At 39.8% G+C, this 15,139-nt stretch carries 15 protein-coding genes and 1 tRNA gene; 12 read left to right on the plus strand and 4 right to left on the minus strand.

Annotation, left to right across the window (positions count from 1 at the left end; genetic code table 11):
• Nucleotides 1-85: 85 nt before the first annotated feature.
• From ACWPVF_RS02945 to ACWPVF_RS02975, 7 genes are all read left to right on the plus strand, one after another.
• Nucleotides 86-496 (plus strand): GNAT family N-acetyltransferase, encoded by a 411-nt coding sequence (locus ACWPVF_RS02945; RefSeq protein WP_414307168.1) that lies wholly within the window; start codon nucleotides 86-88, stop codon nucleotides 494-496.
• A gap of 52 nt (nucleotides 497-548) precedes the next feature.
• On the plus strand, nucleotides 549-1,145 hold the full coding sequence (locus ACWPVF_RS02950; RefSeq protein WP_414307167.1) for an HAD family hydrolase: 597 nt from the start codon (nucleotides 549-551) through the stop codon (nucleotides 1,143-1,145).
• A 296-nt stretch (nucleotides 1,146-1,441) separates the two neighbouring features.
• Nucleotides 1,442-1,651, plus strand: coding sequence for a helix-turn-helix transcriptional regulator (locus tag ACWPVF_RS02955; protein ID WP_001107501.1), 210 nt, complete (start codon nucleotides 1,442-1,444; stop codon nucleotides 1,649-1,651).
• Nucleotides 1,641-2,129 (plus strand): DUF6773 family protein, encoded by a 489-nt coding sequence (locus ACWPVF_RS02960; RefSeq protein WP_414307166.1) that lies wholly within the window; start codon nucleotides 1,641-1,643, stop codon nucleotides 2,127-2,129. The genes ACWPVF_RS02955 and ACWPVF_RS02960 overlap by 11 nt, the downstream gene beginning before the upstream one ends.
• A gap of 107 nt (nucleotides 2,130-2,236) precedes the next feature.
• Nucleotides 2,237-3,697 carry a nicotinate phosphoribosyltransferase gene (locus ACWPVF_RS02965; RefSeq protein ID WP_454384608.1) on the plus strand — a complete coding sequence of 487 codons (1,461 nt, stop codon included), beginning with the start codon at nucleotides 2,237-2,239 and terminating at the stop codon, nucleotides 3,695-3,697.
• Entirely contained in the window at nucleotides 3,694-4,518 is an 825-nt protein-coding gene (gene nadE, locus ACWPVF_RS02970) for an ammonia-dependent NAD(+) synthetase (protein WP_414307164.1), read from the plus strand. The genes ACWPVF_RS02965 and nadE overlap by 4 nt, the downstream gene beginning before the upstream one ends.
• 152 nt (nucleotides 4,519-4,670) lie before the next feature.
• On the plus strand, nucleotides 4,671-5,213 hold the full coding sequence (locus ACWPVF_RS02975) for a GNAT family N-acetyltransferase (RefSeq protein WP_045613997.1): 543 nt from the start codon (nucleotides 4,671-4,673) through the stop codon (nucleotides 5,211-5,213).
• A gap of 46 nt (nucleotides 5,214-5,259) precedes the next feature.
• Here ACWPVF_RS02975 and ACWPVF_RS02980 read toward each other — a convergent pair whose 3' ends face one another.
• The 4 genes from ACWPVF_RS02980 to ACWPVF_RS02995 all read right to left on the minus strand — a co-directional run bounded on the left by ACWPVF_RS02980 (nucleotide 5,260) and on the right by ACWPVF_RS02995 (nucleotide 9,998).
• Nucleotides 5,260-6,342, minus strand: coding sequence for a M24 family metallopeptidase (locus ACWPVF_RS02980; RefSeq protein ID WP_153225158.1), 1,083 nt, complete (start codon nucleotides 6,340-6,342; stop codon nucleotides 5,260-5,262).
• A gap of 115 nt (nucleotides 6,343-6,457) precedes the next feature.
• Complete coding sequence (gene gatD, locus ACWPVF_RS02985) at nucleotides 6,458-7,240, minus strand: lipid II isoglutaminyl synthase subunit GatD (RefSeq protein WP_045613993.1); 783 nt, start codon at nucleotides 7,238-7,240, stop codon at nucleotides 6,458-6,460.
• The gene (murT, locus tag ACWPVF_RS02990; RefSeq protein WP_414307163.1) at nucleotides 7,240-8,583 is read right to left on the minus strand and encodes a lipid II isoglutaminyl synthase subunit MurT; all 1,344 of its coding nucleotides are present in this window, start codon (nucleotides 8,581-8,583) and stop codon (nucleotides 7,240-7,242) included. Before murT ends, gatD begins: the two co-directional genes overlap by 1 nt.
• Nucleotides 8,584-8,681: 98 nt before the next feature.
• Nucleotides 8,682-9,998 carry an FAD-containing oxidoreductase gene (locus tag ACWPVF_RS02995; RefSeq protein WP_414307162.1) on the minus strand — a complete coding sequence of 439 codons (1,317 nt, stop codon included), beginning with the start codon at nucleotides 9,996-9,998 and terminating at the stop codon, nucleotides 8,682-8,684.
• 341 nt (nucleotides 9,999-10,339) lie between these two features.
• On the opposite strand from ACWPVF_RS02995, the gene ACWPVF_RS03000 reads away from it, so the two are divergent.
• The 5 genes from ACWPVF_RS03000 to ACWPVF_RS03020 all read left to right on the plus strand — a co-directional run bounded on the left by ACWPVF_RS03000 (nucleotide 10,340) and on the right by ACWPVF_RS03020 (nucleotide 15,127).
• Complete coding sequence (locus ACWPVF_RS03000; RefSeq protein WP_414307161.1) at nucleotides 10,340-11,914, plus strand: DEAD/DEAH box helicase; 1,575 nt, start codon at nucleotides 10,340-10,342, stop codon at nucleotides 11,912-11,914.
• 273 nt (nucleotides 11,915-12,187) lie between these two features.
• Nucleotides 12,188-12,976, plus strand: coding sequence for a GTP-sensing pleiotropic transcriptional regulator CodY (gene codY / locus ACWPVF_RS03005; RefSeq protein WP_004252433.1), 789 nt, complete (start codon nucleotides 12,188-12,190; stop codon nucleotides 12,974-12,976).
• Entirely contained in the window at nucleotides 12,976-13,551 is a 576-nt protein-coding gene (locus ACWPVF_RS03010; RefSeq protein WP_414311766.1) for a cysteine hydrolase family protein, read from the plus strand. The genes codY and ACWPVF_RS03010 overlap by 1 nt, the downstream gene beginning before the upstream one ends.
• 77 nt (nucleotides 13,552-13,628) lie before the next feature.
• Nucleotides 13,629-13,714: transfer RNA gene (locus ACWPVF_RS03015), tRNA-Leu, on the plus strand.
• Between the two features lie 135 nt (nucleotides 13,715-13,849).
• Nucleotides 13,850-15,127 carry an ABC transporter permease gene (locus tag ACWPVF_RS03020; protein ID WP_454384614.1) on the plus strand — a complete coding sequence of 426 codons (1,278 nt, stop codon included), beginning with the start codon at nucleotides 13,850-13,852 and terminating at the stop codon, nucleotides 15,125-15,127.
• Nucleotides 15,128-15,139: the final 12 nt, after the last annotated feature.

A 15,139-nucleotide genomic window follows, 5' to 3' on the forward strand; every position in this document is an offset into this window, starting at 1 on the left:
ACTCAGGTTGGTGAGCTTTTTTTAGTTTGACAGTTATTTAAAATAGGAATATAATCAAGGCGTAAGTGTCTTTGAGGAGGGTTTGATGCACATTCGATTGGAAGATACAGAGTCTCAGAAAGCGCAAAAAATCGGAGAGTTGGTTCGCTCTTATAATCGTTCCAAAAGGGAAACAGCTGAAAGTGAGCCACTTAACCTTTATGTTGAAGATGATAGCGGTGAACTCCTAGCTGGTTTAGTAGCAGAGACCTTTGGAAATTGGCTAGAAATCGAGTATTTATTTGTGAAAGAAGAATTGCGAGGACAAGGAATTGGTTCCCAACTATTGCAGCAAGTAGAGAGTGAAGCTAAGAAGAGAAACTGTCGCTACGTTTTTGTGAATACGTATCAGTTTCAAGCGCCAGCCTTCTATCAGAAACATGGTTACCAGGAAGTCTTTGCCTTAAAAGACTATCCCTGTACTGGACAAAGGCATTATTATCAAAAAGATTTATAAACAGACATTGGACGCTTAAAGAGATTGTTCACATAATGATGGAGGTAGGTTGATGGATATCATACTGGATATGGGTAATGTTCTACTGGAATGGAACAAGGATAAGATTTTGAAAGCTGTAGCTAAAACTCAGAAAGATTATCTAATTTTAGACAAGGCTATTTTTCAGTCGGGGCTATGGGAAAGGTTGGACCTGGGGACCTTGACTCGGGAAGAATTGGTTGATAAGGTTCTTTCCCTATTAGGAGATTGCTATCAGAAAAAGGTTGAAGAAATCATTTGGAACTGGCCTGCCTATATCGATATTTACACGGAAGTCTTTCCGCTTCTTGCACGTTTAAAGGAAAATGGCCATCGTATTTTTGTCCTATCTAATACCTCACCAGTTTTTTATGAATTATTGAAAGATCAACTAGCACCTCTAGAAAAGATTTTAGATGGGTTTGTTCTTTCCTGTGATATCAAGGCTATCAAACCTGATCGAAAAATGTTTGAAGAAATCCTCCGTAAATATCAGTTGGATCCTTCAAATTGTATTTTTCTAGATGATGTAAAAGATAATACCAACATGGCTGAAAGTCTAGGAATCAGAGCCTATCAAGTCAAACAGAGAAGTGACGTTGTAGATATTTTGAAAAAATTTGAATAAACAGAAAGAGGCTGGGACAAAAGTCCTAGCCTCTCAATTGTCTTTGGATTGTCGAGCAAGACGCAGTGGTTGAGTGGGCTCTACTACGCTGATTTCATCAGCTTTTACAGCCCTACTCAACTGTGCGGAGGTGGGACGACGAAATCGAATTCTACCGAATTACCGATTTCTGTCTCACTCTCTTTTGTTAAAAAAATCGTACAAAACGACATATATATATTGCATAATGTAAAATATATGATATAATAAAGTTGAAAAAAGAAGCGCAACTTTTAAAATTAAGGAGGAGGTTACAAGTGGCTAAGAATTTAAAATTAAAACTAGCTCGAGTAGAGCTTGATATGACACAAGGTGATTTGGCAGAAGCTGTAGGTGTGACTCGACAGACTATCGGCTTGATAGAAGCTGGAAAGTATAATCCTAGTCTATCCCTTTGCCAGTCTATTTGCAGATGCTTAGGTAAAACGTTAGACCAATTATTTTGGGAGGAAGAAGATGAAAAATAGATTTTATTATTATCAATTATTAGATGAAAGAGAAGAGCAACTGATGAATAAAGCGGGAGCTGAAAGTTTCTATATCTCTATAGCTTTCTTGCTTTTATCTTATATGATTACAGTATTAGCACCAAGTCTTTTTAATCCGAGAATGATTCTCATCATTATCATTATTGGAACTTCTTATTTTTTCGGCCGTGCTCGAGATTTGGGTGTGAACTACTATAGTCGTTTTCATTTTACAATTATAGGGTGTTTGCTGGTAACTCTCGCTATTACGACTCTTTTGATGTTGCAGAATTATCAATTCAATATCGAAATTTATCAGCACAATCCTCTGAACGTTAAATACTTCTCTGCTTGGATCATTACCTATCTACTTTATCTTCCTTGGGTCTTTCTTGGAAACTTTGGATTAAAAAGTTATGGTGAATGGGCTCAGAAAAAGTATGAAAAAGATATGGATAAGCTCGAGAGCATGGAATAGCTTGTTAGCTTTTTATCAATATCGAGAAAATGTGATATAATAGTACTAATTTATGAGAAAAGAAGAAACATTTTCATCTTTTTACAAATAGGGAAGAAGGATAGTATATGTACCCAGATGACAGTTTAACTTTGCACACAGATTTGTATCAGATTAACATGATGCAAGTTTACTTCGACCAAGGGATTCATAACAAGAAAGCGGTTTTTGAAGTTTATTTCCGCCAACAACCTTTTAAAAATGGTTATGCTGTTTTTGCGGGTTTGGAACGAATTGTGAAATACCTTGAAAATTTGCGTTTCTCAGATAGCGATATTGCTTATTTGGAGTCACTTGGTTATCATGGTGCCTTCTTGGAATATCTCCGTAATCTAAAATTAGAATTGACTGTACGTTCTGCTCAAGAAGGGGACTTGGTATTTGCCAATGAACCGATTGTTCAAGTGGAAGGTCCTTTGGCTCAGTGTCAATTGGTTGAAACAGCTCTCTTGAATATCGTCAACTTTCAAACATTGATTGCGACCAAGGCAGCTCGTATTCGTTCAGTCATTGATGATGAACCTTTGATGGAATTCGGAACACGACGTGCGCAAGAAATGGATGCGGCTATCTGGGGAACTCGTGCGGCTGTTATTGGTGGTGCCAATGGAACTAGTAATGTACGTGCAGGTAAGCTCTTTGGTATTCCGGTTTTAGGAACTCATGCCCATGCTTTAGTTCAAGTTTATGGAAATGACTATCAGGCTTTCAAGGCTTATGCCTCAACGCACAAAAACTGTGTTTTTCTAGTAGATACCTATGATACTCTTCGCATCGGTGTTCCAGCAGCTATTCAGGTTGCGCGTGAACTTGGTGATAAGATTAATTTCCTTGGTGTCCGCATTGATTCTGGAGATATTGCTTATATTTCTAAAAAAGTTCGTCAGCAACTGGATGAAGCAGGATTTACGGATGCTAAGATCTATGCATCCAATGATCTTGATGAAAATACCATCCTTAACCTCAAGATGCAAAAAGCTAAGATTGACGTCTGGGGTGTAGGTACTAAACTCATCACTGCTTATGACCAACCAGCACTTGGAGCAGTTTACAAGGTTGTTGCTATTGAAGACGAGAATGGTCATATGCGTAATACCATTAAACTTTCAAATAATGCAGAGAAAGTTTCAACACCAGGTAAGAAACAAGTTTGGCGCATCACCAGTCGTGAAAAAGGCAAGTCAGAAGGTGATTACATTACCTATGATGGTGTCGATGTTGCTAGCATGACTGAAATCAAGATGTTCCATCCAACCTATACTTACATCAAGAAAACTGTCCGTAATTTTGATGCTGTTCCTCTCTTGGTAGACATTTTCAAGGAAGGTAAGCTGGTTTATGACTTACCAAGTCTGCCTGAAATTCAAGCCTATGCTCGTAAGGAATTTGATAAGCTCTGGGATGAATACAAACGCGTACTGAACCCACAACACTATCCTGTGGACTTGGCTCGTGACGTATGGCAAGACAAGATGGACTTGATTGATAAGATGCGTAAGGAAGCTCTAGGCGAAGGAGAAGAAGAATGAGTTTGCAAGAGACCATTATCCAGCAACTAGGCGTGAAACCAGTGATTGACGCCCAGGAGGAAATCCGTCGTTCGATTGACTTTTTAAAACGATATTTAAAGAAGCATCCCTTCTTAAAAACGTTTGTGCTAGGCATTTCTGGAGGTCAAGACTCGACCTTAGCTGGACGTCTTGCCCAACTAGCTATGGAAGAAATGCGAGCAGAAACAGGTGATGATAGCTATAAATTTATCGCAGTTCGCCTGCCTTATGGAGTGCAAGCTGATGAAGCAGATGCTCAAAAAGCCCTAGCTTTTATTCAGCCAGATGTCAGTTTGGTAGTGAATATCAAGGAATCTGCTGATGCTATGACGGCAGCAGTGGAAGCAACAGGAAGTTCTGTTTCCGATTTTAACAAGGGGAATATCAAGGCTCGTAGTCGTATGATTGCCCAATATGCCCTTGCGGGTGCCCATAGCGGAGCTGTTATCGGGACAGACCATGCTGCGGAAAATATCACAGGTTTCTTTACTAAATTTGGTGATGGTGGTGCAGATATTCTCCCACTTTATCGCCTCAATAAACGTCAAGGAAAACAACTCTTGAAGGAGCTTGGAGCTGATCCAGCCCTCTATGAAAAAGTTCCAACAGCAGATTTGGAAGAAGAAAAACCAGGTATTGCAGACGAAGTAGCCTTGGGAGTCACTTACAATGAAATTGATGATTACCTCGAAGGCAAACAAGTAAGCCCAGAAGCCCAAGCAACCATTGAAAAATGGTGGTACAAAGGCCAACACAAACGCCACCTACCAATCACAGTATTTGATAAGTTTTGGGAGTAAAAACCTCCAGTGGATGTTTTTACCCTGAGCCTAGAAATGAGAAAGCGAAGAAGGTCCGGGGGGCCTTTTTCACTTTATAACTTGAAATAGGAGAGTGAGAAAGTTCAATGCAAGTTTGAAGCCATCCATAGAATAGAAAGAGAGTTACCATTATGAAAGCAGTAGGGACACAAACTATAGAGACTGAACGTTTGATATTAAGAAGATTTGTGGAAGATGACGCTCAAGCCATGTTTGATAATTGGGCTTCACGCTCAGAAAATCTGACCTATGTGACTTGGGATCCACACCTGAATGTTGAACAAACTCAAAATTCTATTGGCAATTGGGTAAAATCCTATGACGATCCAGATTATTACAAATGGGCCATTTGTCTCAAAGAAAATTCGGACCATGTCATTGGAGATATTAGTCTTGTCAGTGTGGATGAAACTAACTCTAGCTGTGAGATTGGATATATCTTAGGGCAGGACTACTGGGGACGAGGACTCATGACAGAAGCCTTGAAAGCTGTCTTATCATACTGTTTGGATAAGATTGGATTTGAACGAGTTGATGCTTGCTATGTAAGTTTAAATCCCGCTTCTGGACGTGTCATGGAAAAAGCAGGTATGACTTTTTGGAAGACTGTTCCAAATGCAGTTGAACGAAAAGGTTATATAGCTGATAAAATTTATTATCAAATCAAAAAATAAGATGGAAAAGTCTCACTTTTCCATCTTATTTTTTATAATATACTTTTTAATCAAAATAAAGCAAATCTTTGCTGGTACTTGTAAAGAGGTCAAAGCCGTCTTTGGTCACAACACCGCAGTCCTCGATACGAACACCGACTTTACCAGGAATGTAGATACCAGGCTCAACTGAGAAGCACATGCCTTCTTCGATGACCATGTCATTTCCTTCCATGATAGATGGGAATTCGTGGACGTCCATACCGATACCATGACCGAGACGATGGTTGAAGTACTCACCGTAGCCAGCTTTTTCAATCACTTCCCGAGCTGCTCGGTCTACTTCATGAGCTGTCACACCAGGTTTGATAAAGTCAAGGGCAGCTTGCTGGGCTTCAAGAGTCAAGTTGTAAATGTCTTTCTTGAATTGGTCAGGTTTACCAACAGCGACTGTACGAGTCATATCTGATGCATAACCATTCACCATTACACCGAGGTCAAAGAGGAGAAGGGCATTGTTTTCAACCTTATTGGCTCCAGGAATACCATGAGGGTTTGCAGCGTTATCACCTGTCAAGACCATAGTATCAAAGCTCATTTCATAGCCTTCGCGTTTCATGGCAAAATCGATTTGCGCGATAATATCAGTTTCAGTATTATCAAGAGAGATATTGTCAAAACCAACTTTAACAGACTTATCGGCGTAAACACCTGCCACCATCATTTTTTGCACTTCGTCTGCCGATTTAATCAAGCGCATACGTTGGATTAGTGGAGTCAAGTTTTCAAATTCAGCAGTTTCAAAGACAGATTTTAAACCGTGGTATTTAGTCAAAATGAGGTTGTCAAACTCAACTGCGACACGTTTGAAATCAAGTTGTGGCAAGGCGTTTTGGATTTTTTTCCAAGGGTTTTCAGAGTCCACATAACCAACAACTGGGAATGAGACAGTGCTAGTTGCACGCTCAACTTCAAGAGCTGGAACAAAGAGAAGTGGTTCCTGGTCAGCAAGGACAAAGAGGAACATTTGGCGTTCGTGTGGATCACTGTAAAAACCAGTGAGGTAATTGATAGTGACGGGGTCAGATACGACTGCGACGTCTAACTTTTCAGATTCGAGATATGTTACAATTTGTTGTAATTTAGACATATGTTACCTTCTTTCTACCCCTCTATTTTTGCAAAAATTAGTAGAAAATGCAAGGGAGAAGGGGAAAAGAGCCTAAAAAAATTCCAACAGCCGATGGCATGCTGGAATAGAAAGATTAGTTGAATTCTGCCTTGCTTTTCACATCGCTATATTCTTCAGCGACTTCTTGGCTCAGGATATCCTCATAAGCTGGAAGGACGATGTCCTGACCATACTTTTTCTTGAGGGCAGTAGTGACCAAGCGATAGGCTAAGTTTGCATTACGGGATAAAATAGGTCCGTGGAAATAAGAACCAAAGACATTTTTATAGTGAACACCTTCACCGATCTTTTCTTCATTATTTCCATTTCCGTATACGACCTGCCCGAGTGGTTTTTGGTCATCTGAGAGGAAGGTACGGCCTTGGTGGTTTTCAAAACCATAATAGGTTTCATCAAATTCTTCGTTATGAATTTTAATGTCACCAATAAAGCGGTTGTTGGTTTGGTTGAGGGTGTAGTGTCCCATGACACCTAGACCTTCGATACGTCTTCCAGAAGCTTCAATATAGTATTGACCCAATAGTTGGAAGCCACCGCAGATAGCAAGGACAACACCATCATTTTGGATAAAGTTATCGATGTTTTCTTTTTTAGCAGGTAAATCACCAGCAATGATACTTTGTTCAAAGTCTTGGCCACCACCGAAAAAGGCGATATCGTAATGATTTTCATCGAAATCATCATGAAGTGAAACGATGTCAACTGTTACATGGGCACCAAGCTTTTCAGCTACGTACTTGAGCATGAGGATATTCCCGTTATCTCCGTAGGTATTCATGAGGTTACCATAGAGGTGGGCGATATTTAGCTGGTAAGGATAGTTGCCGTCTTTTGAGGAAAGTGAAGTATAAACCATTAGTTCATCTCCTTTCTAACAAGCTGACGATTGGCTAGTAATTCTCGGAATTCCAGCATGGCCGTATAAGTCGCAAGGATATAAGCATGCTTGCAGTCTTGAGCTTCAATCGTTTTAAGAACTTGTTCCAGACTACTTGTTTCAGTGATTTTATCAGCTGGGTAGCCAGTCACTCTAAGACGACGAGCAATTTCAGAATGACGCACGCCACCAGCGTTGATTTCTGGAATGTCCATGTCAGTAATTTGTTCAAAATCAGCATCCCAAATCCAGCTGGTATCAATCCCGTCTGCATAATTCGCATTTAGGAGAACAGAAAGGCTAAACGGATAAGGAGCCAATTTAATCATTTCAATAGCTTGAGTAGCACCAACAGGATTCTTGATGAGAACCAGCGTGCACTCCTTATCACCAATATGGAAGGTCTCCTGGCGACCGAATACAGCGCGACTTTTGTCAAATCCTTGCTTAATCAGTTGAGAATCAGCACCAAGGTAACGCGCGATAGCTACCGCAGCCAGAGCGTTGTAGATATTGTAGAGTCCACCGATTTGAATACCGTATTCCTGTCCGTCAATAACAAAGCGAGAACGATTGTTGGTTAACTCAACCAATTCTGTCAGACGGTAGTCCAAGTCAGGACGTTTACATCCACAGTTTTCGCAGATATAAGCTCCTAAGTTGGCATAAGTATTAAGCTCATATTTCAAAATACTTTGACAGTCTGGGCAGAGAATACCTTCAGTATTGTAGTGAGCAAGTTTTGCTGGACCTTTTTCCAAATCAAAACCAAAATACTGAACAGGATTTGGAATTGCAGGTTTGTAGAAAAGAGGACTGTCACCGTTTAGCAGAACAGTAGCAGTAGGAACTTTTCGAATAGCGTCCAAAATCATGTTGTAGGTCGTATAAATCTCACCGTAGCGGTCCATCTGATCGCGGAAGATATTGGTGATGACGAAAAGACTAGGCTGGATATAGTCACAGATGTGTGAGAGACTAGCTTCATCGATTTCAAGCACTGCAATATTTTTTCCAGTTTTTGAAGATTTTGCAGTCAAGAAAGTTGTCGTAATCCCTGTGATCATGTTGGCACCACTTGGATTAGTTAAAACTTGGCCATAAATTTCCCTTAGGATACCGACCGTGAGAGCAGTCGTCAAGGTTTTCCCATTGGTACCAGTTACTACAACAATCTCATAGTTCTTCGCTAAATTTTGTAGAATATCTTTATCAAATTGGAGGGCGAGTTTTCCAGGGAGCGTACTTCCACGTCCAAGACGACTCAAGATAAAATGAGAAGAACGTCCAGCCAGAAGGCCCAAAGTAGTTTTTAATTTCATGTTTCTATTATATCATAAAAGCCAGAAAAGATAGATTTGAGATTTTGGATAAGAAAAAACAACCCTAGGAGGGTTGTTTTTCATAAGTTTATCTTAGCTTAAATCGCAAACAAGTCATTCAAGTTTTCAGCCAAGGTTGGGTGAGTGAAGATTTGTTTTGTGAAGTAAGTGTATGGAATCTTGTTGTCCATAGCAACAGTGATGATGTTGATGATTTCTTGTGAACCTTCTGAGAAGATAGTTGCACCGAGAATTTCTTTGGTTTCTGTATTGACAACTGCTTTGAAGGCTCCACGAAGGTCACCATTTACATGACCACGAGGCATAGCAGCAACAGGGATTTCCTTAACAGCATATGGAAGTTTCAAATCAGCTGCTTGACTTTCAGTCAAACCAACTTGTGAAAGTGCAGGTGTTATAAAAATGGTGTTTGGTACATTGAGACGGTCCTCAAGAGTGTAGCTGCCATCACCAGCAAGGTAGCTATAGACAACACGGAAGTCATCGAGTGAAATGTAAGTGAATTGAAGTCCACCATTGACATCTCCAACTGCAAAGACACCAGGAACGTTTGTTTGACAATGTTTGTCCACCTTTATAGCACCACGTTCAGTTAGTTCAATATCTGTATTTGAAAGTTGAAGTGATTCTACATTTGGTTTACGTCCTGTTGCGTAGAGAAGGGCATCGAAACGGTATGTTTCGTTCTCAGTCACGACAAGAACTTGGTCACCGTCATTTTTGATTTCAGTAGTGTGGATGTTTTGAAGCAATTCGATTCCGTCTTCTTCCATGTACTGTTTAGCAAGAGCAGCGATAGAAGGTTCAGCACGAGGCAAGAAAGTATCCAAAGCGTCTAAGACGGTTACCTTGCTTCCAAGTTTGTTGTAGAGACCTGCAAATTCAAGACCGATATTACCGCCACCAAGAATTCCAAGTTTTTCTGGCAATTTGTCCAAGTTTTGGATGCCTGTTGAGTCAAAGACGTTCTTACTTGTAGCAAGACCTGGGATTGGTAATACATTTGAAACAGCACCAGTGTTGATGACGATAGTTTCAGCTGTTAGTTCTTGTTTTTCATTACCAGCTTGAATTTCGATGACTTTATTAGAAACAAAGTGAGCTTCAGCATCAATGATATCAACGCCTGTACCAGCAATAGTCGCATAATTTTTTCCATTGAGACGTGTAGTAACTGTATTTTTTGTAGCCATAACCTCGTCAAATGACAAGTTTTTTTCTGCAGCGACTAACAAGGTTTTAGTTGGGATACAACCGATGTTGATACAAGTTCCTCCGTACATTGCCTTGTTGCGTTCGATAAGAGCAACTTTTTTACCAGCTGAAGCTAGCTTCCCAGCAAGCGTCTTACCAGCCTTACCAAATCCAATGACAATTAAATCGTATGTTAACATTTTTAAATCCTCCTGTTTGATTTTCATTCTAGCACAAGAAAAAAACTTTTGCACAAATCTGCTACGGGAAAAAATATCCAAACAAAATAGTCTCGAGAATGCTTTGATAAATCGACTTCAAAAGATAGAAAAATCGTTTACATGATTTAATCAGGTGGTTAGACTATCTTTTGCCCCGGTCTTGTGTTATACTAGATAAGTTGCAAAAAAGCAGTACTTTTCTTTAGTGGAAAAGAAGCAACACGGTCTTTCATAAAAGGTATGAAAGTACGTCATGACAAGAAAAGTATAAACTAAGCGCTATAGGATGGCTTCGCACCATCTTTAGAAAGAAGAATAACGTGAAATTTAATGAATTTAATCTTTCTGCGGATTTGTTAGCAGAAATCGAAAAAGCAGGATTTGTAGAAGCAAGTCCTATCCAAGAGCAAACCATTCCTTTGGCTCTTGAAGGGAAAGATGTTATCGGACAAGCTCAAACCGGTACAGGGAAAACTGCAGCCTTTGGCTTGCCAACCCTTGAAAAAATTCGTACAGAAGAAGGAACTATTCAAGCTTTGGTCATTGCACCAACCCGTGAACTAGCTGTACAAAGTCAGGAAGAACTTTTCCGCTTTGGTAGAAGCAAGGGTGTAAAAGTCCGTTCTGTTTATGGTGGTTCAAGTATCGAAAAACAAATCAAGGCTCTTAAATCAGGTGCTCATATCGTAGTTGGAACGCCTGGTCGTCTCCTAGACTTGATTAAACGCAAGGCCTTGAAATTACAAGACATTGAAACGCTCATCCTTGACGAAGCAGATGAAATGCTCAACATGGGCTTCCTTGAGGATATTGAAGCCATCATCTCTCGTGTTCCAGAAAAACGTCAAACTTTGCTCTTTTCAGCAACTATGCCTGAAGCTATCAAACGCATCGGGATTCAATTTATGAAAGATCCTGAGCATGTGAAGATTGCTGCTAAGGAATTAACAACTGAATTGGTTGACCAATACTATATCCGAGTTAAAGAACAAGAAAAATTCGACACCATGACTCGTCTCATGGATGTTGATCAACCCGAGTTGTCTATTGTCTTCGGTCGTACCAAACGTCGTGTAGACGAGTTGACTCGTGGTCTGAAAATCCGTGGTTTCCGTGCAGAAGGGATTCATGGAGATTTGGACCAAAACAAACGTCTTCGTGTCCTTCGTGATTTTAAAAATGGCAACCTTGACGTCTTAGTTGCAACGGACGTGGCTGCTCGTGGTTTGGATATTTCAGGTGTGACTCATGTCTACAACTACGATATCCCACAAGACCCTGAGAGTTATGTTCACCGTATTGGTCGTACAGGACGTGCAGGTAAGTCAGGTCAGTCTATTACCTTCGTTTCACCTAATGAAATGGGTTATCTACAAATCATTGAGAACTTGACTAAGAAACGTATGAAAGGTCTCAAGCCGGCAAGTGCAGAAGAAGCTTTTCAAGCTAAGAAGCAAGTAGCTCTTAAGAAAATTGAACGTGATTTTGCGAATGAGGAGATTCGTAGCAACTTTGAGAAGTTTGGCAAGGATGCTCGTCAATTAGCCTCAGAATTCAGCCCAGAAGAATTGGCCATGTATATTCTCAGCTTAACTGTTCAAGACCCAGACAGTCTTCCTGAGGTTGAGATTGCACGTGAAAAACCATTACCATTTAAACCATCTGGTGGTGGCTTCGGTGGCAAAGGCAAGGGTGGTCGAGGAGGCCGTCGTGGAGATGACCGTCGAGACCGTGATCGCCGTGGCAATGGACGTCGTGATGACTATCGTAAAGGTGGACGTTCAAAGGATCGCTTTGATAAAGAAAAGCGTTACCGCAAGGATACTAAAAAACCACGCAATACTTCAAGCGAGAAGAAAACAGGCTTTGTTATTCGTAACAAAGGAGATAAATAACAAAAAAAGCGGTTCACTGAGGTGGATCGCTTTTATATATAAGGAGACCGAGAGTCATATGAAAAAGTAATACGAGAAGTTTGTATTTATAAATTTGTTATTTTGTAATATTATTCTATCAAAAAATCAGGAAGCTGTCAATAAGAAAATTATAAAAAATAGGAAAAATCTTCGAATACACTTGAATTGCAATTCAATAAACAATTTTCAGATAATTGTTGAAGTAGTCAGAATTTTATGATATAATGAAAGCGATTATATGCGAGGTAAAAAATGGCACATTTATTAGAAAAAACAAGAAAAATCACATCAATGTTGAAGCGTTCGGAGGAGCAATTACAAGATGAGCTTCCTTATAATGCCATTACACGTCAATTAGCAGATATTATTGACTGTAACGCTTGTATTGTGAATAGCAAGGGTCGTTTGTTGGGCTACTTTATGCGCTACAAAACTAATAATGACCGAGTAGAGCAATTCTTCCAATCAAAGACTTTCCCAGAAGATTATGTGCAAGGTGCGAACATGATCTACGATACGGAGGCCAATCTTCCAGTAGAGCATGATTTGACAATTTTCCCAACTGAGAGTCGTTCTGATTTCCCAGATGGTTTGACAACGATTGCTCCAATCCATGTCTCTGGTATTCGCTTGGGTTCATTGATTATTTGGCGTAATGATAAGAAGTTTGAAGAAGATGATTTGATCCTTGTTGAGATTGCAAGCACTGTAGTAGGAATTCAACTCTTGAACTTCCAACGTGAGGAAGATGAGAAAAATATTCGTCGTCGTACGGCTGTAACTATGGCGGTTAATACCCTTTCTTACTCTGAACTTAGAGCAGTATCGGCTATTCTAGCTGAATTAAATGGCAATGAAGGTCAATTAACAGCTTCAGTCATTGCAGACCGTATCGGTATCACTCGTTCTGTAATTGTTAATGCCCTTCGTAAACTCGAATCTGCAGGGATTATTGAGAGTCGTTCTCTTGGTATGAAAGGAACTTATCTCAAAGTTCTCATTCCAGATATTTTTGAAGAAGTGAAAAAGAGGGACTATTAATGGCTAAGGCTTTAATTTCTATTGACTATACAGAAGATTTTGTAGCGGATCATGGGAAACTGACTGCGGGCGCTCCAGCTCAAGCAATATCTGATAATATCTATCATGTGACCCAAAAGGCTTTTGAACGTGGAGATTATATTTTCTTTACGATTGATGCTCATGAAGAAAATGATGTTTTTCATCCGGAAAGTAAACTCTTTCCACCTCATAACATCATTGGTACTAGTGGACGCAATCTGTATGGCAAGTTAGCAGACTTTTATCAGGAGCATGCTGATGATAGTCGTGTTTTCTGGATGGATAAGCGTCACTATTCAGCATTTTCTGGGACTGATTTGGATATCCGTCTCAGAGAGCGTAAAGTGGATACTGTCATTTTGACGGGAGTTCTTACAGATATCTGTGTTTTGCATACGGCCATTGATGCTTATAATCTTGGTTACCAGATAGAAGTTGTGAAACCAGCAGTAGCATCCATTTGGCCTGAGAATCATGCCTTTGCACTTGGACATTTCAAGAATACACTTGGTGCGAAATTGGTTGATGAAAATTTGCTTGAAATTACAGAATAATACATTTCAAGATGAAAAAATCTGAAAAAAGTCTTGACAATTTTTTTCAAAGTTGATATACTAGTAAAGTAATCGACGCGGGGATGGCGGAATTGGCAGACGCGCAGGACTAAGGATCCTGTGACCGCTTTAGATCGTGAGGGTTCAAGTCCCTCTCTCCGCATAGGAAAAGAGTTAGCTTTGGCTAGCTTTTTATTTTTCATCAAAAAGAGCAAAAATATTTTTGCTCTTTTTTTGGTATTTCATAAACATTTCATATTTGAATATTATAATGGTTTTACAAATATGGAGGTGCTATATGAATCCCACTCAAAGAGCTTGGGCTTACGTCAGCAGAAAACGACTGAGAAGTCTCATATTATTCCTGATTCTATTTGTCTTATTGGCTGGAATATCGGCTTGTTTGACGCTCATGAAGTCCAACAAAACAGTAGAAAATAATCTCTATCGCTCATTAAACACGTCTTTTTCGATTAAAAGAATAGAAGCAGATCAGACCTTTCAACTGTCTCAACTAGACGAGCTTAAACAGATAAAAGGTCTTGAGGAGATTTCCCCAGAGCTTGAGACAATAGCTAAATTGACTGACAAAGAAGTTGTTACTGGAGAGCAAAGTATCCAAAGGGATGATTTGACAGAAGCTGAAAAGAATCTTATCAGTTTGATTGCATTAGCAGATTCTTCCAAGGATGTTTCTTTTACAAGTTCCGCCTTTACCCTTAAAGAAGGAAGACATCTACAAAAAGGAGATAACCAGAAAATATTAGTCCACGAGGAATTGGCTAAGAAGAATAACCTAAAACTTGGGGATAAGATTAGTCTAAATCCTGGTCAAGTAGAAGGAAATAGTGGACAAAGGCTAGACTATGAAATCGTGGGTATTTTCTCAGGTAAGAAGCAAGAAAAATTCACTGGTCTTAGCTCAGATTTTAGTGAAAATACGGTCTATACAGACTACGAAAGTAGCCAAACTCTTCTTGGAAATAAGGAAGCTCAAGTTAGCGCCGCTCGTTTCTATCTAGAAAATCCAAAAGATATGGATAGTATCATTCAAGAGGTTGAAAAGTTATCCCTGGAAAACCAAGGTTACCAAGTCGAGAAGGAAAATAAGGCTTTTGAACAAATCAAGGATTCAGTTTCGACCTTCCAAACCTTCCTACAGATTTTCCTCTATGGCATTATGATCGCTGGTGTAGGAGCGCTGATCTTGGTCTTGTCACTTTGGTTACGAGAGCGAGTCTACGAGGTTGGTATTTTATTGGCACTAGGTAAGGGAAAAGGAGCAATCTTTAGCCAATTCTGCCTGGAAGTCATCCTAGTTTCATTGGCATCTATTCTGCCTGCATTTGTGGCTGGGAATGCCATTACTTCCTATCTCTTGAAGACTGTACTAGCAAGTGGCGACCAAGCTGCCCTACAAGATACGCTGGCAAAAGCAACGAATCTTTCAACAAGTCTTCTATCATTTGGAGAATCTTATATCTTCCTACTTATAATCAGCTGCTTGTCAGTTGCACTTTGTTTCCTATTTTTATTTAGAAAATCACCGAAAGAAATTTTATCATCCATCAGTTAATAAAGGAGAAAT

This window comes from Streptococcus sp. Marseille-Q7087, assembly GCF_965111935.1.